Annotated in this window: 22 protein-coding genes; 14 read left to right on the top strand and 8 right to left on the bottom strand. The window is 39.3% G+C overall.

Features of this window, described 5'->3' with window-relative positions; genetic code table 11:
• Window positions 1-33: 33 nt before the first annotated feature.
• The 4 genes from gshB to H5118_RS16570 all read right to left on the bottom strand — a co-directional run bounded on the left by gshB (window position 34) and on the right by H5118_RS16570 (window position 3,301).
• Window positions 34-984, bottom strand: a complete 951-nt coding sequence (gene gshB / locus H5118_RS16585; RefSeq protein ID WP_154903711.1) for a glutathione synthase — start codon at window positions 982-984, stop codon at window positions 34-36.
• 54 nt (window positions 985-1,038) lie between these two features.
• Window positions 1,039-1,773: a 16S rRNA (uracil(1498)-N(3))-methyltransferase gene (gene rsmE / locus H5118_RS16580; protein ID WP_002961950.1), complete on the bottom strand. Its 735-nt coding sequence runs from the start codon at window positions 1,771-1,773 to the stop codon at window positions 1,039-1,041.
• A gap of 68 nt (window positions 1,774-1,841) precedes the next feature.
• A complete protein-coding gene (locus H5118_RS16575) occupies window positions 1,842-2,342 on the bottom strand; it encodes a hypothetical protein (protein WP_082007357.1) in 501 nt (166 codons plus the stop codon).
• A gap of 65 nt (window positions 2,343-2,407) precedes the next feature.
• A complete protein-coding gene (locus H5118_RS16570; RefSeq protein ID WP_002961952.1) occupies window positions 2,408-3,301 on the bottom strand; it encodes a hypothetical protein in 894 nt (297 codons plus the stop codon).
• Window positions 3,302-3,378: 77 nt separating this feature from the next.
• Here H5118_RS16570 and glnE point away from each other — a divergent pair, with 77 nt between their 5' ends.
• Window positions 3,379-6,174 (top strand): bifunctional [glutamate--ammonia ligase]-adenylyl-L-tyrosine phosphorylase/[glutamate--ammonia-ligase] adenylyltransferase, encoded by a 2,796-nt coding sequence (gene glnE, locus H5118_RS16565; RefSeq protein WP_182716613.1) that lies wholly within the window; start codon window positions 3,379-3,381, stop codon window positions 6,172-6,174.
• Window positions 6,175-6,232: 58 nt separating this feature from the next.
• On the opposite strand, the gene H5118_RS16560 is transcribed toward glnE, so the two are convergent.
• The 3 genes from H5118_RS16560 to tolC form a co-directional block, all read right to left on the bottom strand.
• A complete protein-coding gene (locus tag H5118_RS16560; RefSeq protein WP_182749536.1) occupies window positions 6,233-6,805 on the bottom strand; it encodes a toxin co-regulated pilus biosynthesis Q family protein in 573 nt (190 codons plus the stop codon).
• Between the two features lie 41 nt (window positions 6,806-6,846).
• Window positions 6,847-7,776 carry an LpxL/LpxP family Kdo(2)-lipid IV(A) lauroyl/palmitoleoyl acyltransferase gene (lpxL, locus tag H5118_RS16555; RefSeq protein WP_002961955.1) on the bottom strand — a complete coding sequence of 310 codons (930 nt, stop codon included), beginning with the start codon at window positions 7,774-7,776 and terminating at the stop codon, window positions 6,847-6,849.
• A gap of 111 nt (window positions 7,777-7,887) precedes the next feature.
• Complete coding sequence (tolC, locus tag H5118_RS16550; protein WP_002961956.1) at window positions 7,888-9,243, bottom strand: outer membrane channel protein TolC; 1,356 nt, start codon at window positions 9,241-9,243, stop codon at window positions 7,888-7,890.
• 151 nt (window positions 9,244-9,394) lie between these two features.
• On the opposite strand from tolC, the gene H5118_RS16545 reads away from it, so the two are divergent.
• The 10 genes from H5118_RS16545 to H5118_RS16500 all read left to right on the top strand — a co-directional run bounded on the left by H5118_RS16545 (window position 9,395) and on the right by H5118_RS16500 (window position 20,243).
• Complete coding sequence (locus H5118_RS16545; RefSeq protein ID WP_182749535.1) at window positions 9,395-10,021, top strand: NUDIX domain-containing protein; 627 nt, start codon at window positions 9,395-9,397, stop codon at window positions 10,019-10,021.
• 26 nt (window positions 10,022-10,047) lie between these two features.
• The gene (locus tag H5118_RS16540) at window positions 10,048-10,506 is read left to right on the top strand and encodes a DUF1249 domain-containing protein (RefSeq protein WP_002961958.1); all 459 of its coding nucleotides are present in this window, start codon (window positions 10,048-10,050) and stop codon (window positions 10,504-10,506) included.
• A complete protein-coding gene (locus H5118_RS16535; RefSeq protein WP_002961959.1) occupies window positions 10,493-11,278 on the top strand; it encodes a metallophosphoesterase in 786 nt (261 codons plus the stop codon). Before H5118_RS16540 ends, H5118_RS16535 begins: the two co-directional genes overlap by 14 nt.
• Complete coding sequence (locus H5118_RS16530; protein ID WP_182749534.1) at window positions 11,263-11,823, top strand: YqiA/YcfP family alpha/beta fold hydrolase; 561 nt, start codon at window positions 11,263-11,265, stop codon at window positions 11,821-11,823. Before H5118_RS16535 ends, H5118_RS16530 begins: the two co-directional genes overlap by 16 nt.
• Window positions 11,824-11,930: 107 nt before the next feature.
• Window positions 11,931-13,820: a DNA topoisomerase IV subunit B gene (parE, locus tag H5118_RS16525; protein WP_002961961.1), complete on the top strand. Its 1,890-nt coding sequence runs from the start codon at window positions 11,931-11,933 to the stop codon at window positions 13,818-13,820.
• Between the two features lie 29 nt (window positions 13,821-13,849).
• Entirely contained in the window at window positions 13,850-14,944 is a 1,095-nt protein-coding gene (locus H5118_RS16520) for a sorbosone dehydrogenase family protein (protein WP_182749533.1), read from the top strand.
• A 10-nt stretch (window positions 14,945-14,954) separates the two neighbouring features.
• On the top strand, window positions 14,955-17,249 hold the full coding sequence (gene parC, locus H5118_RS16515) for a DNA topoisomerase IV subunit A (protein ID WP_002961963.1): 2,295 nt from the start codon (window positions 14,955-14,957) through the stop codon (window positions 17,247-17,249).
• Between the two features lie 162 nt (window positions 17,250-17,411).
• Window positions 17,412-18,125, top strand: a complete 714-nt coding sequence (locus H5118_RS16510; RefSeq protein WP_149603218.1) for a 1-acylglycerol-3-phosphate O-acyltransferase — start codon at window positions 17,412-17,414, stop codon at window positions 18,123-18,125.
• On the top strand, window positions 18,125-18,460 hold the full coding sequence (gene rraB / locus H5118_RS16505; RefSeq protein WP_002961968.1) for a ribonuclease E inhibitor RraB: 336 nt from the start codon (window positions 18,125-18,127) through the stop codon (window positions 18,458-18,460). The genes H5118_RS16510 and rraB overlap by 1 nt, the downstream gene beginning before the upstream one ends.
• Before the next feature lie 610 nt (window positions 18,461-19,070).
• Window positions 19,071-20,243, top strand: a complete 1,173-nt coding sequence (locus H5118_RS16500) for a polysaccharide lyase family 7 protein (RefSeq protein ID WP_024605063.1) — start codon at window positions 19,071-19,073, stop codon at window positions 20,241-20,243.
• A gap of 57 nt (window positions 20,244-20,300) precedes the next feature.
• On the opposite strand, the gene H5118_RS16495 is transcribed toward H5118_RS16500, so the two are convergent.
• The gene (locus H5118_RS16495; RefSeq protein WP_024605062.1) at window positions 20,301-21,272 is read right to left on the bottom strand and encodes a zinc transporter ZntB; all 972 of its coding nucleotides are present in this window, start codon (window positions 21,270-21,272) and stop codon (window positions 20,301-20,303) included.
• A gap of 287 nt (window positions 21,273-21,559) precedes the next feature.
• On the opposite strand from H5118_RS16495, the gene H5118_RS16490 reads away from it, so the two are divergent.
• From H5118_RS16490 to H5118_RS16480, 3 genes are read left to right on the top strand one after another with little or no spacing between them, the layout of a single operon-like run.
• Window positions 21,560-21,994, top strand: coding sequence for an ATP-dependent zinc protease (locus tag H5118_RS16490; protein WP_002961974.1), 435 nt, complete (start codon window positions 21,560-21,562; stop codon window positions 21,992-21,994).
• A 2-nt stretch (window positions 21,995-21,996) separates the two neighbouring features.
• Window positions 21,997-22,902: a 30S ribosomal protein S6--L-glutamate ligase gene (gene rimK, locus H5118_RS16485; RefSeq protein WP_002961977.1), complete on the top strand. Its 906-nt coding sequence runs from the start codon at window positions 21,997-21,999 to the stop codon at window positions 22,900-22,902.
• Window positions 22,889-23,947, top strand: coding sequence for a succinylglutamate desuccinylase/aspartoacylase family protein (locus H5118_RS16480; RefSeq protein WP_002961978.1), 1,059 nt, complete (start codon window positions 22,889-22,891; stop codon window positions 23,945-23,947). The genes rimK and H5118_RS16480 overlap by 14 nt, the downstream gene beginning before the upstream one ends.
• Window positions 23,948-23,986: the final 39 nt, after the last annotated feature.

The following is a 23,986-nucleotide window of genomic DNA, read 5'->3' as shown; positions in this document are numbered from 1 at the left end:
AGGCTTAAACTAATGGGCTTTTTATTGTGGTAATTACTTACCTAATTTACGCTCAATTGCATCAAATAAAATACCTGTGATAGAAATATCATAAGCAGCTTCAATTTCGCGTACGCACGTTGGTGCAGTTACGTTAATTTCAGTTAATTTATCGCCAATAATATCTAAACCTACAAATATTAAGCCTTTTTCTTTGAGCGTTGGTGCAACAGCTTGCGCTATTTTTAAATCTGATTCGCTAAGTGGACGGGCTTCACCTCGACCGCCTGCAGCCAAATTACCGCGTGTTTCACCATTTTGTGGTATACGCGCTAAACAATATGGAATAACTTCGCCATCAACTACTAGTACGCGCTTATCGCCTTGTTTGATCTCTGGAATGTAATTTTGCACCATTGCGAAGCGGCTGCCGTGCTCGGTTAACGTTTCACAAATTACACCAATGTTGGCATCGTCTTCTCTGATGCGAAAAATCGATGCGCCACCCATGCCATCAAGCGGCTTTAAAATAATGTCTTTATGCTGTGCTAAAAATTCACGAATTTGTTTTTGGCTACGTGTAACAAGTGTGTCTGGCGTATGCTCGCTAAACCATGCTGTAAACAGCTTTTCGTTAGCATCGCGAAGGCTTTGTGGCTTGTTAATTATTAACGTACCTTCTTGTTCAGCACGTTCTAAAATATACGTCGCGTAAATGTATTCAGTATCAAAAGGAGGGTCTTTACGCATTAGAATTACGTCAAGATCGGCAAGGGCTATAGTGGCTTTTTCTTCAAGCTCATACCATTTTTCTGCATTATTAAACACTTGCGCTTTAGACGCTGTAGCGTACGACTTGCCTTTACGAAGAGATAAATCGTCCATCTCCATATAATAAATTTCGTAGCCACGTTCTTGCGCTTGCATCATCATTGCAAAACCGGTGTCTTTTTTGATGTTAAATCCACTAATAGGATCTGAAATAATACCTAACTTAATTGCCATGCGCTGTGCCTTACTATAAATGTTACTGTTTATATGAGGGTGCTTTTAGTTATTTCAATTAGCTAAATCGCCAAATTGAAGTTGTAATGCACTTAAGACCGTTAAAGCGGCTGTTTCCGTTCGTAAAACGCGCGGGCCTAAGCGAATATCTACAAACTCTAGTTGTTTGGTTAGTGCCATTTCATCGTCGGTAAAGCCACCTTCTGGGCCTACTAAAAAGCGTACGCCATCTTTAGGTACCGTAATGGTTTTAATGCTGTGCTCAGCACGAGGGTGAAGAGTGAGCTTAATTGCATCGGTTTGTTGTGCAAGCCATTGTTTTAAATCTATAGGTGGGTGAATAATTGGCACAAAATTACGCCCTGACTGCTCAGCCGCAGCAATTGCAATTTTTTGCCATTGTTGGTGTTTTTTCTCAAGACGATCGCCCATTAGTTTCACACCACAGCGCTGACTAAAAATAGGGGTGATTTCGGTAATACCTAGTTCAACTGACTTTTGAATTGTAAAATCCATCTTATCACCACGAGATACACATTGACCTAAATGAATTTTAAGTGGAGATTCTACATCGTGAGGGTTAAGTTCTAATGGCATTACGACGACTGTTTTTTTTGTTACCTCAATTATTTCACTAAGGTATTCGCCACCTTCGCCATTAAAAATAGATACATGCTCGCCTACTTTCATGCGCAGCACTCTGCCAATATGCCCTGCAGCATCGTCATCTAAAGTTACAGGGGTGTTTAGGGCAATACTCGATGTTTGATAAATATGAGGAACTCGCATAGGGCGTCACTTACTACATAGCGTAAAATATATATTGCTATGGTAAGTAAGCTGGGGGCTGTGCGCAATTATTTATTTTTATTAAGTTGTTCGGCGAGATCTATTAAATCTTGTGGGGTGTGTGCTATATCGTGATGATTTTGCGAAGGTTCCGTTAACGTCTCGTCGGTAACCCGGCTGAGTGTATAGCCTGTATCATCAAGATTTATTAAAAAGCGTTCTTCATGTAAGGAGTTATAAATAAAGCGCTGCTTATCACTTGCGAGTAAATAATCGGTGCTATTGAAAAGGACTCCGTGTAAATCGTGATGATCTTTTAAATAATTAATTAACTCAGAAACGCTTATTTCGTTTTCAAGATCGCAATAGCTGTAGTCTTTAATAAGCTCGTCAAACATCATTTTTACTAATTGGCGGGTATTACTGCCTGCAGCAATAAGTGTACTCGCTTTTGTTATGCCATTACTATTTACATAGTATTCGGCAAATGCGCGGCTAAATTCGTTGTCTATGTCAATTAACAAATAGTTCGTTATTTCAGGCGGCATAGAGCTAGGACCTTGTTGCATCTAAGTAATTACCATTATTACTTAAATGCAGACGTTTTAATTGCTGTATTTTCAGTAAAAAAGGTCTAAAGAGAAAACATACTAATAAGTAAATAACCTATAGCACAAAAAACAGCAAATTCTATGCATGCTACCCCAATATTATCTTGATGGTCTATTTCAAGAGCCGTATCAATATTTGGTAAAGAGATAACTTTTATCACATACGTTAAGCCGTAAAGTAGTATCCACATTACACCGCAATGCATTACAAGTGTAAATATGTTTTCAACCATTTTACCGTTTTGAAATGCTGCGCTAGATAAACCAGCATATACAGCCAACGCTAAGCCAATTGATTTTCCAGCATATCTTATACCAATAGATGTATTTTCTAGGTTAAAGTTACTTTGTAGTGACGCACCTTGGTTTGCTTTTGCAAAACGGTGTTCTCGTATTTTGCTATCAAGTGCAAACATCCCCTGAAGTGTAAAAAAGCTAACGCAAGCAATAAGTAAGTTGCTAAACCCTTGCGTGTGCGTCCACGTGTACAAGCCCAGTGCAATAATACAGTTAGCGATTAACATTCCTGAGTCTACCAATGCAGCACATACATTTTGTTTTAGTATGGCAGCTTCTTCATTAAATCTGTGGAGTATCCATTTTCTGTGAATTAAATGGCCCACTTTTATAAAAGTGAATAAGAGAACAATAATAATTAATACTTTTAACGGGTTTGACTGTGCAGTGCTTACGCTTATTTCGTCAAATAAAAAGGCTATAGTGGCTATAACAACCGATATTTCAGATGCAAAACTAATACCCATGGCAAAGTTGTCGTGTTGCGCTAACTCATCTTTAAGCGCTTGTTTTGCTTTGATTTGAGTGACAACTCGTAAACAAAAAATAGTTATGCAAATAACCGCAAAACTAATGGCAATCGCAATAAAACTAGTGTTAGATAAAGACAAATATGACATGGTGATCCTAATTAAGTTAACCTTTCTAGGTTTTAATCATTCTAGTACGGTTATTGATGATATAAAAGAGAGGATTGATGAGTAACGTAAAGCAACTTCCTATTCAATTACAAAAACTTGGCTTGATGCGCTTTGAACAGTTATACCCGCAGCAAAGTAAACAAAGTGAAGTTGTAAGGTTATTAGCATTAAGCGACTTTGCTTGGCGCAGTTTAGAGTCACAACCTGATTTAAATACCTGGCTATTATGCAAAGACGAAATACAAAATAGAGTAATAGACTCTCCTTTTAAAAACCTGAATTTAGCTGACCTTGATGAAGCACAGTGCCATAAAGTACTTCGTCAATATCGTGAAAAGTACTGGCTTAAAGTCGCCTTTTTAGATTTATGCTGTAATAACCCCATTGCCGATAGTATTAATTATATAAGCCAACTGGCTGACATGCTAATTAATAGCGCCAACCAATGGGCGCATGCACAGGTGGCAAAAGTAAATGGTGAACCGCTTGATGGACAAAACCAAGCAATGCCGCTAATGGTATTGGGGATGGGGAAGCTTGGCGGACAGGAGCTAAATTATTCCTCTGATATTGATCTTATTTTTGCGTATCCGCGCAGCACAAAAACCCAAGGTGGCCGCAGAAGCCTTGAGGCCCAAGTGTTTTATACCAAAGTTGCACAAAAACTGATTGCAGCACTTAACCAAGCCACCGGTGATGGGCAAGTATTTAGAGTTGATATGCGCCTACGCCCGTTTGGCGAAAGCGGCCCTTTGGTTATGAGCTTTAATGCCATTGAAGATTACTACCAAGAACAAGGGCGCGACTGGGAACGCTACGCCATGTTAAAAGGGCGCTTAATTGGCACTCCTAATAAGTATTGGGATGAATTTATTAAGCTTTTAAAGCCGTTTGTTTACCGCCGGTATATTGATTTTTCGGTGATTGAATCCTTGCGTAAAATGAAGTTAATGATTGCACAAGAGGTTCGCCGTAAACGCTTAACTAATAATATAAAACTAGGCGCTGGTGGTATTCGTGAAGTTGAATTTATAGTGCAAGCCCTGCAAATGGTAAGAGGTGGGCGAGAGGCTAATTTACAAACCCAATCTTTACTCAAAGCATTAAATGAGTTGGCACTTAACCAAGTTATAGATGAGCAAGAAGCAAGCGAGCTGAGGCGCAATTACCTTTATTTACGTAAAGTTGAGCAGTACCTTCAAATATTTGACGATCAGCAAACGCAAACACTCCCCGATGATGAATTGAATCAGCAGCGCTTAAATTTATTATTAGAACAAGCTGATTTTTCTGCCACTTTAAACACTATAGAAAAGGTGATGAAACAAGTTAACGGTGAGTTTGCACTTGTGATTGGCGAGGAAACCGTGCCACTTGATACCTGTGAAGGCGCATTTATTAGTGCTTGGGATCATGGTGATGTGAGCTTTTTAAAAGAGGCCAGAGATGAATGGCAAGCACCCCTTAACGATTTTAAATTAAGGCTGTCTAAGGTAAATATAGGTAACCGAGGGCGTGACACTCTTGATAAGTTAATGCCTGTTTTACTAAATCAATTAAATGACTTTAATGCCAGTGCAGCAGCTTTCACAATGGTTTGCCAAATTTTTAATAAGATAATTTCGCGTACTGCCTATTTAGAATTGCTTTACGAAAACCAAGGTGCATTAAAGCAACTTGTTTTACTGTGTTGTCATAGCAAATGGATAGGGGAGCATATTTCTCGCTACCCCATATTACTTGATGAACTAATAGACCCCGCAGTTCTTTATAAGCCAACCCCGCTCACAGCGTATAAAGATGAAATAAGACAGTATTTTTTACGAATAGAGCATGACGATTTAGAACTGCAAATGGAGTCGCTTAGGCAATTTAAGCAAACGCATCAATTACGAATTGCTGCCGCCGATGCAACCGGTGTTCTTGACGTAATGAAAGTAAGCGATCATTTAACCGTACTGGCAGAGGCGATTGTTGACCAAGCTGTTAATATTGCATGGCATAACACTGTTAAGCGCTTTGGTATGCCCCCTGGCACAGATGATGAAAATAAAGGTTTTGCTGTTATTGCATATGGTAAAACAGGTGGCTTAGAAGTCGGGTACGACTCAGATCTAGATTTGGTGTTTGTGCATAATCATGATGGCTCAAGCTTAACTAATGGTGAAAAACCGATAGATTCTCGCCAGTTTTATTTAAAGCTCGCTCAGCGCCTAATGCATTTATTTAATACCCGTACTGCATCGGGCATTTTATACGAGCTTGATACACGATTACGTCCTGAAGGAGCCTCTGGTTTATTGGCTATCAATTTAGAGAGCTTTAATCACTATCAGCAAACTCAAGCATGGACGTGGGAGCATCAAGCACTTGTTCGGGCTCGATTAATTTTAGGTCAAAACGATCTGATAGATCGTTTTTCACAAATTCGTAAAAATATACTTTGCCAGCAACGCGATGATACCGTGCTAAAAGCTGATGTAATAAAAATGCGCGAAAAAATGCGCGACCATCTAGCGAAGGGAAATGCTGAGAAATTTGATTTAAAACAAGATGTTGGTGGCATGGCTGATATTGAGTTTATTACGCAATATTTAGTACTTAAACACGCAAACGAGTTTGAACAGCTTACAGTTTACTCAGATAACGTAAGGATATTAACGGATGCGGCAAATATAGGTTGTATTACTAAAGAGCAAAAGCAGCAGTTGATAAAAGCGTATATTGATTATCGCTCGTGTTATCACGTGTTGAGCTTGGAGCAAAAAGGCAAATTGATCCCGCGAGAAACGTTTTTACAAGATATTACTAACGTAACTAATATTTGGAATAGTATTTTTGAATTGAATTGAATTGAATTGAAAACCCAAGCGCTTGCTTGGGTCTATGTACGTGTAAACCCTTAAACCCTTAAACCTTTAGTTTTAAACAGTTTGTACGTACAAATTCTGATGGTAACTCGGTAATAACCGCTGCTCTTTGTTTATGGCAAAAGTAAGTATAAACCTCATGCTCAAAGTCATCATTTATAGCGCGCCCAATTTGGTACAGTGCTGAAGTAAAGTTACTGTCTACTCTAAAATGATCTTTAACTACGTAATCTTTACTTAAGTACCAGTAGAGCTCAATCCCCTCGTTTTTAGCATATTGATTAAGTACATCTTTAAGAGTTGTGCCATTTTCAAAGCGCCTAGGTTCAACTTCTCCAGTCCAACTTGTAGGCATTGGATCTACTGTTCGCGCACGTTCAGCCAATACTCTATCCAAGGTTTGTTCTGGTGTTTTAAGTTTTAAAACAAATTGATCTCGTTCTTTATTACTTTTTACTTGGTTACGAATGGAGGAGTAAAAGCGTGATAATCCTTCGGCGGCTGCATTTTTAGATTTTTTAATATCAAATACAGAACCATCACCCACTAAGAAGTATACGGCGAGTGCTATTAGCACGGCTGCAAATGATAAATGTCTAATCCAAAACCACATGATTATTACCCACCTTATTTGTTCCTATTATTGTTATACCATTACTTTTTGTAAAAAGAAGGGGTATTTTTATCCGGTCGAGTTTTAAAGCGACGGTGTAGCCACATGTATTGCTCTGGTGCTGCATTAACAGATTGTTCCATGCGTTGATTTACACGTGTTACATCAGCCTTATCATCACCACTTGGGAAGTTTTCAAGCTCAGGTACTACCTCTAAATGATACTTTCCATTTTCGTCACGACGCGAGATTAAGCTCATAGTTTCGCAGTTTTTACTGCCAGCAAACATAAGAGTACCTGTTGTCGTTGCTGTGTCAGGGACGGCGTAAAATGGCACAAACTCACAGCGGTTACGGCCGTAATCTTGGTCAGGTAAGTAATAGCATACTTTTTTGTTTTTTAATGATTTTAGTAAACCTTTTACATCTTTTCGGCCAATTAGGTATTCGTTAGAACGAAGGCGGCCATTAGTTGTAAAGTATTCCATTAGAGCGTTGTTGTGAGGGCGGTAAAAGCCTAAACCTTGGCATTTTAATCCCATTACACGACTCGCCATTTCAAGATGCAGAATATGAGGTACAAGTAATAAAACACCTTTACCAGATGCCTGTACGCGCTCAAAGTGTTCCAAACCTTTGATTGAGCCATATACACTTTTTACTCGCCACTGCGGCCACCACCAAGCCATGCCGGTTTCAACCATTGCAATGCCGGTGTTTTCCATATTTTTGAGTACAAGGTCTTTTTGATCTGCTTCGCTCATATCAGGAAAACACAGCTTAATATTTACTTCTGCAATATGGCGACGGCGCTTCATAAATTTATGGACTAAGCGGCCAAGTTGCTTACCCATTGCCAGCTGTAGCTTTTGTGGTAGCCAAGAAATTAAGTATAAAAATAAAACGCCAACCCACGTTAGCCAGTATCGAGGGCCTAAAAAAGATGCTTTAAAAGGAGATGAGGTGACCACAAAAATCTCTCTGAGAATAAAAACGATAGTTTAACGCTAAGCGCTATAAAATACAAAAAGCCAGCTACATGCTGGCTTCGAATAAATCTATATTATGTTTAGCTGTAAAAGTTAAGCTGATTTTAAACCTTGGTTTATAGCAACCAAATCTTCACTTGTTAGTGTACCCGCAGCTTGTTTTAAGCGAAGGGTAGATAACACATAACGGTAACGCACATCAGCAAGGTTACGTTTTGCATCGTATAAATTTTGCGTACTCACTAGTACGTCAACAATGGTACGAGTACCTACTTCAAAACCGGCTTCAGTTGCTTTAAGGGCACTTTGAGCTGAAACAACCGCTTGCTCTAGCGCTTTGTAAGTCGCAATATCTGAAACAACTTGATTATAAGATGTAATTACTGTGCGAGTGACTGCGCGGTAATTTGTTTCATAATCTTGGCTCGCTGATACGTAAAACGCACGCGCTTGGTTAGTTGCAGCAACCGTTGCGCCACCTGAATATAAAGGTACGCTAAAGTTAAGCCCAACAGAACTAGAGTCTGAACGCGGTTGGTCATCAAAATTAGCGCCATTTATTTGAGTGTCTGTAAGAGAGTCACCATAACTTGCACTTAGAGTTAGTTTTGGATAATGACCTGCTTTTGCTAATTCAATTTGATCTTTTGCAATATCAACCGTTACTTTAGAGACTTGTAAGTTGATATTTTTATCTTCAGCTACTTTAACAAAGTCGCTTGAGCGCTTAGTTGGCTTAGTTGTTGAGAAAGTATCTGTATTTAAAAAGTCTAATTTTTCGTGATATTTACCAGTTATCTCACGAAGTTGCTCGCGTGCAGTTTCTACAGCATTACTGGCAATAATTTCTTGGGCTACTGAGTTATCAAACTGAGCTTGTGCTTCGTGTACGTCTGTTATAGCTGTTAAACCTACTGCATAACGTTGTTTTGTTTGCTCAAGTTGACGTGCAATGGCACGTTTTTCAGCTTCGACAAATTCAAGGTTATCACTGGCACTTAATACGTTAAAATAACCTTCAGCAACGCGTACAATTAAATTTTGTTTAGCTGCATCATATAGGCCGCTTGCTTGTAGAGCTTGCTTATCGGCAATATCTAAAGTGTTCCAAGCACCTAAATCAAATAATGTTTGGCTTAAACTTACACCGCGAGAGAATTGGTCTGTATCACTTTCAACTTTTACTTGGTTAGATAAGTCGCCAACGCTTTGGTACGACGTTGCATCGCTTTTCGTATAACCCATAGTTAAACCAATTTGAGGTAATAGTGCACTCATCGCCAAATCGCTTTGGTAAGACTGCGCATCGGCTTGGGCTTTTGCTTTTAAAACAGTAGGATCGTTAGCTGTCGCTATTTCAAAAACTTGTAGTAAATCTTCAGCTTTCACTGCTGTTGCACCTAATGCGCATGATAAACTAACTAGCGCCGCAAGAATGTTCTTTTTCATGTGGGGTTCGGTCCTTAGACAATTTTTGTACTAAAAGCATGTTAACCTGTTTTACTGCATAACAAAAAAAATAATTAGTAAAACAGTATGTTCAAGTGTAACAGAATATATTAACGCATTTTAAAGCTTTAGATAAGTAGGAGGTAGGCACGTGGTTGATAAAAAGCTCGTTCAATTTACACATAAAGATGTAAATTTAAAGCCAATAAAAAACCTTTATAAAGGTTTTTTTCAGGTTGATTTATACCTGTTTGAACATGCTCTTTTTGCGGGTGGAAAATCAGAGCTAATTAGCCGAGAAATATTAGAACGTGGCGATGCAATTGCAGTACTCCCTTACGATCCAATATCAGATACTGTTCTTTTAATTGAGCAAATACGTATTGGCGCTATTAAAAGTAAGCACTCGCCGTGGCTACTAGAATGTATAGCCGGAATGACTGACGGCAGTACGGATTACGAATCAGTTGTAAAAAAAGAAGCGTATGAAGAAGCTGGGCTTGAATTAACTGAACTTGAATTTATGCTTTCATACCTATCAAGCCCTGGTGGTACAACTGAGCGCTTACATTTATATTTAGCGCGTGCTGATTTAAGCCAAGTGAAATCAGGTGTATATGGTCTTGAAACTGAAGGCGAGGATATAAAAACTCATATTTTATCGGTTGATGATGCGCTAATGCGCCTCAATAACGGTGAAATGGATAATGCGGCAACGGTTATTTGTATGCAGTGGCTTGCGCTAAATCGCGAAAAAATGGCAAGCAAATGGGCATAAACTCTTACTAATATTATGGCGGAACTTTGACAGCACAATTAGCAACAAATCGATATATTCAAAGCCTCCCAAAGTATTTAACACTTTGTGAGCATAACTATGTGCGACTATTAAAGTTGTTACCGAGCGAGCGCAATATAGGAAGCATTCGTGAAGTAAAACTTGGCAACAGTGAATTTGCTACAAAAATTGATGGCAGCGCAAAATACACTATGGATATTTCAATTAAGCAGCTAACAGGAATGGTTAAAGGGATAGCGCCGCTGTATTTAACGGCTCGCTTGTATCATGATGCGAAAGTAGCTGAAATTATTCATCACGATTACCATCAACGCATAAAACCATCGTACGGATACCCCAACCCTAAAATGCATCAAAAAGATGAAAAGTATCAACTTAATGCTTTTTTATACGACTGGTTAGTGGCCTGTGTAGAGCACGGGCAAGCAACATTAAATTGGGATGTAAATAATGGCTTGGTTTGATGATACATATACATTTGATAAATCATCTTTGTGCATTGCGCATATTACCGACAGCCATTTATTTGCAGATAAAAATGGTGAATATTTTAATGCAAATACTGCAGCTCATTTTGAACAAGCTTTGGCACACATCGCTGAGCAGCCAGTAGATTGCGTAATTTTTGGTGGTGATTTAACACAAGACCATAGTTTCGAATCGTACTTATTATTTAGTGAACTTATAAATGCCAGTGACATCACTTGCCCTGTATTTTGGGTACCAGGTAATCATGATGAACTAGTAATGCTTAATCGCATAAGTGGCGGAAAAATAAATTCGGCTAAACATATTATTGCTAACGGGGTTGAGCTGCTTCTTATTAATTCTAAAGGTCCCACGCCCGCAGGATGGGTTACTGGCGCGCATTTAGATGAAATAACTGATACTTTAGTCAACTCGAATAATAGTAAAGTTATCTTTTGCCATCATAATCCGCTGCCAATAAATGGCTATCTTGATAAGCACTTATTAGAAAATGGTCCACAGCTTTTAAATATTTTAGTTAATAGTAATAATGTATCTGCGCTTTTTCATGGTCATGTACATAACGATTATGAACAAAACTTTAGAGGCTTGCCTATATATGCAAGTCCTGCCAGTTCAGTCCAGTTTGTAAAATACACTCCAAAGTGGGAGCAAAAAAATGCAGGGCCTGCTTACAGAATGCTAAATATAAAGAGTAAAAAAGATAAAGTCGAAGTAAAAACGGAAGTGGTATGGCTAAGCGCGTAATTTATATTCATGGCTTTAATAGTTCACAAAAATCATATAAAGCTGTGCGCTTTGGTGAGCTTATGGCAAACTATGACGTTGATTATTGTGTACCGAACTTAAACCACGAGCCCCTACAAGCTATAATTGAGCTTGAACAATTACTAACGCCAGATACCGTTTTATTAGGTAGCTCGTTAGGTGGTTTTTTTGCCACGTATTTATCGCAGCGTTATCAAATTCCTGCAGTGGTCATTAATCCCGCGGTCGCACCTTATAATTTATTACAGTCGTTACTTGGGCCTAATTATAATCCGTATCAAGATTATCATTACGATTTAAATATCAGTCATATTGAGGCGCTGAAATTACTCGCTGTAGATAAATTAGCACATCCTGAGTTACTGTATTTATTACAGCAAACAGGCGATGAAGTGTTGAACTTTCAACACGCAGTAAAATATTATTCGCAATGCAAGCAATTGATAGAGTTTGGTGGCGATCATAGCTACGTTGAATTTGAACGCACCTTTGCAAGTATTGTAGATTTTCTTAAAATCACGTAAAACTAGTTAGCCTGAACTGAGGTTAGTTACTATATTAACGCTTTAGCGCATATAACAATAAAACTAGTAAACGTATTAGAGCCTTAGCGGATATAAAGACAAAAACTATGAGTGATCAAAATTATAACGCCGAAGCCATTGAAGTACTTAATGGATTAGATCCGGTAAAACGACGCCCAGGGATGTACACCGATACCGTACGCCCAAACCATTTAGGCCAAGAGGTTATCGATAACAGTGTCGATGAAGCTATGGCGGGTCATGCTACTCGTATTGACGTAATTCTCCACGAAGATAACTCGCTCGAAGTGAGCGATGACGGACGTGGTATGCCTATTGATATTCACCCTGAGGAAGGTATCCCTGGGGTTGAACTAATTTTCACTAAGTTACACGCCGGTGGTAAGTTTTCTAATAAAAACTATCAATTTTCGGGTGGTTTACACGGTGTAGGTATTTCTGTAGTAAATGCGTTATCTACACGTGTAGAAGTAACCGTAAGGCGCGACGCTCAACAATACAGAATGGCATTTGAAAATGGCGATAAAGTAGAAGATTTGAGCGTAATTGGTACTGTTGGTAAGCGCAATACAGGTACCACCGTTCGTTTTTGGGCTGATGTTAGCTACTTTGATTCACCAAACTACTCAATTACCAAACTTAATCATTTATTAAAAGCCAAAGCGGTCTTATGCCCAGGACTGCGTATTAAGTTTGTTAATAAGCAAACGAAAGAAACCAAAGAATGGTTTTACGAAACTGGCTTAAAAGACTACCTAATTGAAGCCGTTAAAGGGTTTGAAACATTACCGCAAGACCCATTTGTAGGTGAATTTAAAAGCTCAATTGAAGGCGCTGATTGGGCTGTTGTATGGCTACCTGAAGGTGGCGAATCAATAGCGGAAAGCTACGTAAATTTAATTCCTACCGCGCAAGGTGGTACACATGTAAATGGTCTGCGCCAAGGCTTGCTTGAAGCAATGCGAGAGTTTTGTGAGTTTAGAAATTTACTACCTCGTGGCGTAAAGCTAACACCGGATGATATTTGGGAACGTTGTAGTTACGTATTGTCGGTTAAAATGCAAGATCCACAATTTGCAGGGCAAACCAAAGAAAAACTTTCATCACGTTCATGTGCCGCATTTGTATCGGGTGTTGTAAAAGATTCGTTTAGTTTATGGCTAAATGAACATACCGATACCGCAGAATTATTAGCTGAGTTATGTATTTCAAACGCGCAAAGCCGTTTGCGTGCAGCTAAAAAAGTTGTACGTAAACGAGTTACTGCAGGGCCTGCATTACCAGGTAAATTGACCGATTGTAGTGCTGCCGATAATGACCGAACCGAGCTGTTTTTAGTGGAAGGTGATTCTGCTGGTGGTTCTGCTAAACAAGCGCGAGACCGTGAATTTCAGGCAATTATGCCGCTACGTGGTAAAATTTTAAATACCTGGGAAGTAGAGTCGGGGCAAATACTAGCATCACAAGAAGTACATGATATTTCAGTGGCACTGGGTATTGACCCAGAATCAACAGATATGTCGGGACTGCGTTACAATAAGATTTGTATACTGGCCGATGCTGACTCGGATGGATTACACATTGCAACACTGTTATGTGCACTGTTTGTTCGTCATTTTCCAGAGTTAGTAAAAACAGGGCATGTGTATGTTGCAATGCCGCCATTATTTAGAATAGATATTGGCAAAGAAGTTTATTACGCCCTAGATGAAGAAGAGAAAACCGCTATTTTGGCGCGCATAGAAGCCGAGAAAAAACGCGGAAAAGTAAACGTACAACGATTCAAAGGTCTGGGTGAAATGAATCCGTTACAGCTTCGTGAAACCACTATGGATCCTAATACACGACGCTTAGTGCAGCTTACGCTTGATGAAGAAGTAGAAACCATGGAAATGATGGATATGCTACTTGCTAAAAAACGATCGCCTGATCGTCGTCAATGGTTAGAAGATCATGGTAACAAGGCACTCGTTTAATTGCTTGTGCCTAACACTAGGAGAGACGAATGAAAAAGTTACTAGGAAGTTTGCTGTTACTTGGGCTGACTAGCGCTCCTGCAATGGCTAAAAATATACTTGATAAGCTCACCGTAGTACCTGGGTTTGAAATTAGTTTATTTGCAAATGATGTAGAAAATGCACGTCAAATAGCCGTTTCAAAAAAAGGTATTGTGTATGTTGGCTCTCGTAAAGCGGGCAACGTATATGCGCTTATTGATCACAATAGCGACGGCGTAGCAGATAAAAAAATTGTTGTGGCTAAAGGCTTAAACATGCCCTCTGGCATAGCAATAAAAGATGGCGATTTATATGTAGGCGAAGTGCATCGTATTATTCGTTTTAAAAATATTGACACCCAATTAAAAGATCCAAAGTTTGATGTGGTCTATAACAAACTACCGAGTGAGCGTCATCATGGTTGGAAATTTTTACGTTTTGCACCAACGGGAGAATTAATCATTCCGGTGGGTGTACCGTGTAATATTTGTGCTGAGGATGAGCGTTTTGGTCGTATTTTTGCCCTTAATGTAGAAACAAAACAAATAAAAACAATAGCTAAAGGCGTTAGAAACACAGTGGGTTTTGATTTTCATCCTGCTACTCAAGCCTTATGGTTTAGCGATAATGGTCGCGACATGATGGGCGATGATATTCCGCCTGATGAGTTAAACCGTGCAACGCAAGAAGGTGAGCATTTTGGCTTTCCGTATGTTCATGCCGGTGCAATTATTGACCCTGAGTTTGGTGAAGGTAAAAACATTGCCGATTACACATCGCCAGCACTTGCACTTCCAGCGCATGTAGCGCCACTAGGTATTCATTTTTATAACGGTAAGCAATTTCCAGCAAGTTATAAGCAACAATTATTTGTTGCTGAACATGGCTCATGGAACCGTTCTAAAAAGTCAGGCTATAAAGTAGGCCTTGCAACAATCGAAGTAGGTCGCGTAACTAAATATACGCCATTTATTACTGGCTTTATGAAAGACGAAACAACATTTGGACGCCCTGTTGCATTTGCAGAATTAGGTGACGGCAGTCTGTTAGTAAGCGATGATTACGCCAATGTAATCTACCGTGTAAGCTATAAGAAAAACTAGGTAAGCTTTAATGAGTGATACAGATACCTTGCTAATGCAAGGAATTGAGCAACAAACAATGGGGCGTTTTACCGAAGACGCCTATTTAAATTATTCCATGTACGTAATCATGGATCGTGCCCTACCGCATGTAGGTGATGGTTTAAAACCAGTACAGCGTCGTATTATTTATGCGATGAGCGAACTGGGCTTGTCAGCTAACGCTAAGTACAAAAAATCAGCCCGTACAGTGGGTGACGTACTTGGTAAGTACCATCCACACGGCGACAGTGCCTGTTACGAAGCTATGGTATTAATGGCGCAGCCGTTTTCTTATCGCTATCCTTTGGTAGATGGACAAGGAAACTGGGGTGCGGCAGATGACCCTAAATCGTTTGCAGCAATGCGTTATACCGAAGCGCGTTTATCTAAGTTTTCTGAAGTTCTGCTTAAAGAGCTTGGCCAAGGCACTGTTGATTGGACGCCAAACTTTGATGGCACCATGGATGAACCTGTAGTATTGCCTTCTCGTTTACCGCATATTTTACTCAATGGTATAACGGGTATCGCCGTAGGTATGGCAACAGATATTCCGCCACATAACGTACGTGAAGTGGCTAGCGCATGTTGTTTATTACTTGATAAACCAAAAACAGAGCTTGAAGAATTACTTGAGCTTGTACATGCACCAGATTACCCAACAGATGCTGAAATAATTACCCCAAAAGCCGATATTCATAAAATATATAAAACCGGTCGTGGGTCTATCAAAATGCGTGCGGTTTACACCGAAGAGCATGGCGATATTGTTATTACAGCGCTGCCGCATCAATGTTCAGGTGGTAAAGTACTTGAGCAAATTGCAGCGCAAATGAACGCTAAAAAATTACCTATGATTGCTGATTTACGTGACGAGTCAGATCACGAAAATCCAACGCGTATTGTAATTATTCCGCGCTCAAACCGCATTAAAGCTGAGCCATTAATGGCGCACTTATTTGCAACCACCGATCTTGAAAAAAATTACCGCGTAAACTTAAACATGCTAGGCCTAGATGGTCGCCCGCAAGTTAAAGACTTGCGCTGTATTTTAAGTGAGTGGCTAACATTTAGACGCGAAACAGTGCGTCGTCGTTTGCAGTATCGTTTAGATAAAGTATTAGCACGTTTGCATATTTTAGAAGGTTTATTAGCAGCCTTTTTAAATATCGATGAAGTGATTGAAATCATCCGCAGCGAAGACAAACCAAAGCCTGTATTAATGGAGCGCTTTGATTTAACTGATACGCAAGCAGAAGCTATTTTAGAATTAAAACTTCGTCATTTAGCAAAACTTGAAGAGTTTAAAATTCGCGGTGAGCAAGATGAACTAGCCAAAGAGCGTGATAAATTAGCGCAAATTTTGGGCTCAGAACGTCGTATGTCGACACTGCTTAAAAAAGAAATTCAAGAAGCCGCTGAAATGTACGGTGACGATCGTCGCTCGCCAGTGATTGAGCGCTCAGAAGCGAAAGCACTTAACGAAAAAGATTTAATTCCGTCAGAGTCAGTTACTGTTGTGCTATCAGACAAAGGCTGGGCACGCGTTGGTAAAGGTCATGACTTAGATGTACAAGGCTTAAATTATCGCTCAGGTGACGGCTTTAGAGCCTCTGCTCGTGGTAAGAGTAATCAACCTGCGGTATTTTTAGATTCAGCAGGGCGGGCGTTTGCAACTGATGCGCACAGTCTACCTTCGGCGCGTAGCCAAGGGGAGCCAATGACAGGTCGTTTTAACTTAACACCAGGTGCTAATTTTGAGCACGTGGTAATGAGTGAAGACGAGCAAGTATTGCTTATGGCGTCAGATGCAGGTTACGGCTTTATTACCGACTTTAAAGACTTAGTGAGTAAAAATAAAAATGGTAAAGCGCTGGTAAGTGTCCCTAAGGGTGGAATATTACTTTCTCCTATTAGGGTGAACGATGTTGCTAGTGATTACTGTATGGCTATTTCTAACGAAGGTCGCATGCTTTTATTCCCGCTACGTGACTTACCAAAACTTAGCAAAGGTAAAGGGAATAAGATTATTTCTATTCCTGGAGCTAAAGTACAAGCCCGTGAAGAGTTTGTAAAAGTGCTTGCTGTTGTGCCACAAGGAAGCAGTGTTACGCTTCATGCTGGTAAGCGTAAACTAACGCTTAAACCATCTGATTTAGAGCATTATCATGGTGAGCGAGGGCGTAGGGGTAATAAACTACCGCGCGGCTTACAGCGTGTTGACGAAGCCGTTGTTGAGCTAACCCCACAAGATGATGAACCAATAGAAGCCATTAACGAAGAGTAACCAATTACTTTTTTGTATAAATAAAAACGGTCTGCATTTGCAGGCCGTTTTTGTTTTAAAGTAAAGAGCTTGCATATTTCAGCGTACACTTGTGCGCTATTGACTCGTCTGTGTCACAAAATAACGCTATAATAATCATAATTGATCTTTGGAGAAACTCATTTGCTAGCTGTTATACGCGTTTTTATTATGCTGATGTTTATATTATTCAGTTGTATTTTTGGTTTATTACTTTCGATTGTAAGACCATTTCATCCCAATAATGTACATATTATAGCGGGCTGGTTTGGCTCAATGGCTAAAATGATTGGCGTTAAATTAGTTTTAACACGTCATAAAGATGCAATTGATGCAGGCCCTGCAGTTTATGTTGCTAATCATCAAAATAGCTACGACTTATTTACAGTGCCTGCAATGGTGCCTAAAAACTGCGTAAGTTTGGGGAAAAAGAGCTTAAAGTGGATCCCATTTTTCGGTCAGCTTTATTGGTTGTCGGGTAATATATTAATAGACAGATCGAATCGCTCCAAAGCAGCGGGAACTATCTCCAAAGCAGCCGAAAAAATTAAAAATAATGGCTTATCTGTATGGATGTTTCCAGAAGGCACACGAAGCTATGGAAGAGGGTTGCTACCGTTCAAAACAGGTGCTTTTCACACCGCAATGAGCGCAGATGTACCCATAATTCCGGTATGTATGAATACAACACATAAAACCATTAAGCTAAATCGTTGGGATAATGGTACAATTTACATCGAAATGTTAGCGCCTATACCGCTTGATAAAGAAATTAGCGCGCGTGAGCATGCTAAAAGCGTGCATAGCATTATGGCTGCTAAAATAACTGAATTAGATGCTCAAGTGAGAGAAAAATAATGGAAAACTGGCGTGAAATAAGTGAAGACATCGTAAGTTCACTACTAGAAGATGGATCAGATCCTGAAATACTTTATGAAGTAGAACACCATTTTGTGTGTGAAGACTTCCCTAAACTAGAGCAAGCTGCATTGGCTGCTTTTAAATTAGGCTACGATGTTGAAGAGCCAGCAGAGCTTGAGCTTGAAGATGGCAGTAAAATTTGGAGCTTTGACATTGTAGTTGAAGCTGAGCTAGACGTAGACGTTATTATGGAAGACGTTGATAAGCTAGCGCAACTAGCCGTTGAGTGCGATGTTGAATACGACGGTTGGGGCACTTACTTTCAAGAGTAATTAATTACCCAGCATTAGAAAAATAGTAAAGGCGAGCATTTAACAATGCTCGCCTTTTTTTAGTTTTACTCCCTGTTTAAGCTTTAAATACGCTCATTAGCCTCTATATAAATCAAAAATGTACATTACCAATTTAAATCTGGTTATTACCAATTTGAAATTAGTCTTTAATTTATCTCTATTTTTATTTTTTATTCATACTAAATTAATATTGTCCATAATTATTGGTAAGCAGTGTTATTTATTTTTTAGTACTTATGTCTGAAATTAAAATTTATTTTTAAAAATTAATTCGTTACTTAATAAAATCTAATGTGTTGATTAAATTGAAAATTAAATTTGTTTTTAAGTGGTAATAAAGATGTAAGTAATACTTATTTGCTGTACCACACTGTGTTGACATATTGGTAACAATAAATATAACCTTTACCCCGCCTTCGGGCATGCTTTTTGGTAATGTTGATTGGTAAGTTTTATTTGCCATTTAAATTACCATTACTATTCATACACAATTAAAAACCTGTATAGCGGTAAGATCTAAGTGTTAGTGAATTTCACTAACCTAAGTAGTTAGGTTGTTTTTATGTTCAGGTTTAAAGGAATAAAGATAATGATTAACCACAAGAAATTGTTTATTTGCACTGCAATTACTGCAACCTCAGCGTTATCTCACGCTGCAACTATTAATAACCCTGGCTTTGAAAGCGGTTTTAGTAGTTGGAACGAAACTGAGCCAGCGGCTATTTCATCTGATGCATATAGCGGATCTAAATCGTTAAAAATTCAGGGTAGTCCTGCACGTGTTTATCAATTAGTAAATATTCAGCCAAACACTGAATATACGTTAAGTGCTTATGTACTTGGTAAAGGGCAGATTGGGGTTAACGACTTAAACGGTTTATTTAAAAACAAAACCTTTGATGTATCGTCTTGGACTAAGGTAACTAAAACGTTTACTTCAGCGAATACCAATTCACTGCAAGTATTTGCTAAGCATTACAATAGCTCAAGTGATGTACGCTTTGATAATTTTACATTAGTTGAGGGCAGTAATAATGGCGGTGGCACTGATGATGGTGCAGGATCTGGAGACGGTACAACGATTCCAAGCAGCATTACAAGTGGTAGTGTTTTTGATTTAGAAGGGGATAGCCCTAACCCGTTAGTTAACGATAGTACGTTAGTGTTTGTACCTTTGGAGGCACAGCATATTACGCCTAACGGGAATGGCTGGCGTCATGAGTACAAGGTAAAAGAAAGCTTGCGTGTTGCCATGACACAGTCTTACGAAGTATTTGAAGCAACTGTAAAAGTTGAAATGTCTGATGGCGGTAAAACAATTATTTCACAGCACCACGCCAGCGATACTGGAACTATTTCTAAAGTGTATGTTTCAGATACTGATGAATCAGGTTTTAACGACAGCGTAGCGGGTAATGGCATTTTTGATGTCTATGTTCGTTTGCGTAATACCAGTGGCAATGAAGAAAAATTTGCGCTAGGTACTATTACAAGCGGTGAGTCATTTAACTTGCGAGTGGTAAATAATTACGGCGATGTAGATGTAAGTGCACTAGGTAATTCGTTTGGTATTCCTGTAGAAGATGATTCTGAATCTTACTTTAAGTTTGGTAACTACTTACAGTCTCAAGATCCAAATACTCTAGATAAATGCGGTGAAGCAGGTAACTCTAATTCATTCAAAAATTGCTTTGAAGATTTAGGCATTACCCAATCAAAAGTAACAATGACTAATGTTACTTATACCCGTCAAACAAACTAAGTAGCCACTTAATTATGGCCACTCAATTGAGTGGCCATATTAAATATGCGTTTTAATTTACAGCCATTTTTTATTTTTAAAATACACACCAATACCGCCAGTAAGCACAATTAAAAATATGACAAAAGCACTAAACGCATAAGGGCTCTCTGTACCAGGAATACCTCCTACGTTTACACCTAAAAGCCCCGTTAAAAAGCCCAGTGGTAAAAAAAGTGCTGCCACTACAGACATAACATACATTCGCTGGTTTAACTGCTCAGAAACTTGGTTAGTGATTGTTTGCTGAATAATTTGCGCACGCTCAATCGAACTATCTAGCTCTTCAAGATAACGAATTAATAAGTTAGTGGTTTCATTAAGTTTTGCTTTATCGTCATCTAATAACCATAGGTAGTGGTTATTTACCATTGAGCTAAGGGCTTCTTTTTGCGGTTTTAAATAACGTTTTAAGGCAATAGTTTGGCGTCGCAATTGTGATAAGCCTTGGTTGTCAAACTTTTTACTTGGTTCATCTATTTCTTCTTCAAACTCGTCGAGTGTTTCATCTAGTGAGTCAATAACGCTTTGCATACGTGAGGTTAATTTTTGTGTAATAGAGCACACTAATTCAGAAATGTTGCATGGGCCTTTATTTTCATTTAAACAGGCGAGCGTATCTTGCACCGATAATAAACGGCGCTTACGGGTAGTAATAAGAATGTCTTCGCTAATAAATAAACGAATTGAAACCATGTCTTCAGGGCTTTGTGCTGGATTTAAATTTACACCACGTAAAAATAACATGTGCCCGTTAGTTGTAGCCGTAATACGTGGGCGTGTTTCATCAGCAATTAAAGACTCTAGTTCGTAATCGTTTAAATGAGGCTGTGCCTTGAGCCATTCAACTGCCTCACTTTGGCTATAATCCATGTGCACCCAAAGTTTACCTTGGCTTGGTTGCCAGCTATTTAGCTCATTAGTGCTTCCAATAGGACGAGCGCCGCCTTGTCCATCAAGTACAAGTGCATGTAGTAAACCATTAATCATAATTAGTTCTCATAATAGTGTATTTTTAATACTGTTAACTATAGTGTATCTACTTAGTTGCTTACAGGCTTACCTTTACTTTTAATAAGTTAAGCTTAAATAGCAAAATATATGCAGAGCCTCTGTGTTGAGCAAAGTGGCATTAAAGTACGGCTTAGCAAGGCGTGCATTGTGTGACCAGTTGCTTAAAAAGATCAATTTAATTTACTAATCGACTAGATAAATTTATTTCGTTGGTGTTTTTTGGTCTGTAGCGTATAAGTCACTTTTTTATTAAGGGCACATTTATGACAGCAAAGATCACAGTTGGTTGGCGTGAGTGGTTAAGTTTACCTGAGCTTGGTATTAACGAGATAAAAGCAAAAATTGATACTGGCGCTCGCACTTCATGTATTCATGCAATTAACATTGAAGAATACGAAGTTGACTCAGAAAAATGGGTTAAATTTACGGCCCAACCACTGCAAGATGATGAACAAACGCAAGTCACTTGCAATGCAAAAGTTAAAAAAATGAAGTACGTAACCAGCTCAAGTGGGCAAAAAGAGCTACGCTACTTTATAGAAACTACATTACATGCAGGCGAGCATAGCTGGCCTATCGAGCTTACTTTAACAAGCCGTGCAACAATGAAGTTTAGAATGTTATTAGGGCGTACAGCCATGGAAAATCGTATAGTCGTTGACCCGGCTTTATCTCAACTATTAGGTCGTAAGGTTTAACTATGAAAATCGGTATTTTATCTCGTAACAGAAAGCTATATTCAACACGTCGCTTAATTGAGGCAGCAGAAGCACGCGGCCACGAAGTTAAAGTGATTGATGCATTGCGTTGTTATATGAATATCAACTCTGAGCAACCAGAAATTCACTATCGCGGTGAAAACTTAAAAGAATTTGACGCAATTGTCCCGCGTATTGGTGCATCGGTTACATTTTATGGCTGTTCGGTACTTCGTCAGTTTGAAATGATGGGTGTTTATCCTGTAAACGAATCAGTCGCTATTTCTCGTTCGCGCGATAAATTACGTTCACTTCAGTTACTTTCGCGCAAAGGCGTTGGTATGCCAGTAACAGGTTTTGCCAGCAAACCCGATGACGTAAAAGACTTACTAGAAATGGTAGGCGGTGCACCTGTTGTAATTAAATTACTTGAAGGCACACAAGGCATTGGTGTTGTACTTGCTGAAACACGCAAAGCAGCTGAAAGTGTTATTGAAGCGTTTATGGGCTTAAAAGCCAATATTATGGTTCAAGAATATATTAAAGAAGCGGGTGGTGCAGACATACGTTGTTTTGTACTAGGCGACAAAGTAATCGCAGCAATGAAGCGCCAAGCACAAGAAGGTGAGTTCCGCTCTAACCTTCACCGTGGTGGTAGCGCTACATTAGTTCGCATTACTCCAGAGGAACGTAAAACGGCAGTAGCAGCGGCTAAATCAATGGGCTTAAATGTAGCGGGAGTTGATTTACTTCGCTCATCTCGAGGGCCACTTGTGATGGAAGTTAACTCATCACCGGGTTTAGAGGGCATTGAAATAGCAACAGGTAAAGATATTGCAGGTATGGTAATTGATTTCATCGAAAAAAATGCCTCAAGTAAAGGAACAGCAACACGTGGCAAAGGTTAAAATTAACCGTCCTTTTTCCTTATTAGGAGAAAATGTAGGCGTAGGCGAGCGTAAAACGCTTGCCTTAGAAGCAGCTAAGCTTTACACCCATTCACCACTTAATATTCCTATTGAAGTGGTTAATGGTGTAATGGAAGGCCCTGTGCTTATGGTGTGTGCGGCTATTCATGGTGATGAGCTAAATGGTGTAGAAGTTGTGCGTCAGTTACTTGCTAAAATAGATCCAAGCCAATTGCGCGGAACAATAATCGCTGTGCCTATTGTGAATGTGTTTGGCTTTATTCACAAATCGCGTTATTTACCAGATAGACGCGATATGAATCGCAGCTTCCCAGGTTCTGAACGTGGTTCATTAGCTGGGCGTATGGCTTATATGTTTTTTAATCAAGTGGCAGTACATTGTACTCACATTATTGATTTGCATACTGGCGCTATTCATCGTACTAATTTGCCGCAAATTCGCGCTAATTTAGAAGATGAAGCAACCGCTGAAATGGCTAAAGCATTTGGTACGCCGGCGGTTATAAATGCATCCCTTCGTAATGGTTCATTACGCAGTGAAGCCGCAAATTTAGGTATACCTGTTATTACTTATGAAGCAGGCGAAGCGCTACGCTTTGACCCTATCGCTATTGCGGCAGGTGTGCAGGGCGTTGATTATGTTATGCGCCATTTAAAAATGATCCGTGGAAAGCGCCCTAAAAAGTTACCAGATCCTATTATTGCAGGTTCGACTAGTTGGATACGTGCAGAGGTTGATGGCATTGTGCGTGCACAAGTATCACTAGGGGAGCATGTAACTAAAGGGCAAGTGCTTGCATATATAAGTAGCCCTCTAGGGGATTCTGAGCTTGAGCTTTTAGCGCCTAAAGGCGGTATTGTTATTGGTCAGCAAACGATGCCATTGGTAAATGAAGGTGATGCGGTATTCCACCTTGCTTACTTTGCAAACGACAATAGTTTAGTAGAGCAGCAACTAGAGAACTTTATTGATGAGATAAATGATTTAGATGACGAGCTTAAAACAGCTGAACTAAATAACTAATAGCTAAACTAAATTCTGTTTAGCTAAGCATTAAAAAGC

Origin of the sequence: Pseudoalteromonas sp. SR41-1 (assembly GCF_014164015.1) — a bacterium.
GTDB lineage: Bacteria > Pseudomonadota > Gammaproteobacteria > Enterobacterales > Alteromonadaceae > Pseudoalteromonas > Pseudoalteromonas distincta.
This window is presented reverse-complemented; position numbering and strand designations above follow the sequence as displayed.

Coding starts and splice junctions, on each gene's coding strand:
- gshB (WP_154903711.1), bottom strand. CDS start 984: ATGGCAATTAAGTTAGGTATTATTTCAGATCCTATTAGTGGATTTAAC.
- rsmE (WP_002961950.1), bottom strand. CDS start 1,773: ATGCGAGTTCCTCATATTTATCAAACATCGAGTATTGCCCTAAACACC.
- H5118_RS16575 (WP_082007357.1), bottom strand. CDS start 2,342: ATGCAACAAGGTCCTAGCTCTATGCCGCCTGAAATAACGAACTATTTG.
- H5118_RS16570 (WP_002961952.1), bottom strand. CDS start 3,301: ATGTCATATTTGTCTTTATCTAACACTAGTTTTATTGCGATTGCCATT.
- glnE (WP_182716613.1), top strand. CDS start 3,379: ATGAGTAACGTAAAGCAACTTCCTATTCAATTACAAAAACTTGGCTTG.
- H5118_RS16560 (WP_182749536.1), bottom strand. CDS start 6,805: ATGTGGTTTTGGATTAGACATTTATCATTTGCAGCCGTGCTAATAGCA.
- tolC (WP_002961956.1), bottom strand. CDS start 9,243: ATGAAAAAGAACATTCTTGCGGCGCTAGTTAGTTTATCATGCGCATTA.
- H5118_RS16535 (WP_002961959.1), top strand. CDS start 10,493: ATGGCTTGGTTTGATGATACATATACATTTGATAAATCATCTTTGTGC.
- H5118_RS16530 (WP_182749534.1), top strand. CDS start 11,263: ATGGCTAAGCGCGTAATTTATATTCATGGCTTTAATAGTTCACAAAAA.
- parE (WP_002961961.1), top strand. CDS start 11,931: ATGAGTGATCAAAATTATAACGCCGAAGCCATTGAAGTACTTAATGGA.
- H5118_RS16520 (WP_182749533.1), top strand. CDS start 13,850: ATGAAAAAGTTACTAGGAAGTTTGCTGTTACTTGGGCTGACTAGCGCT.
- parC (WP_002961963.1), top strand. CDS start 14,955: ATGAGTGATACAGATACCTTGCTAATGCAAGGAATTGAGCAACAAACA.
- rraB (WP_002961968.1), top strand. CDS start 18,125: ATGGAAAACTGGCGTGAAATAAGTGAAGACATCGTAAGTTCACTACTA.
- H5118_RS16500 (WP_024605063.1), top strand. CDS start 19,071: ATGATTAACCACAAGAAATTGTTTATTTGCACTGCAATTACTGCAACC.
- H5118_RS16495 (WP_024605062.1), bottom strand. CDS start 21,272: ATGATTAATGGTTTACTACATGCACTTGTACTTGATGGACAAGGCGGC.
- H5118_RS16490 (WP_002961974.1), top strand. CDS start 21,560: ATGACAGCAAAGATCACAGTTGGTTGGCGTGAGTGGTTAAGTTTACCT.
- rimK (WP_002961977.1), top strand. CDS start 21,997: ATGAAAATCGGTATTTTATCTCGTAACAGAAAGCTATATTCAACACGT.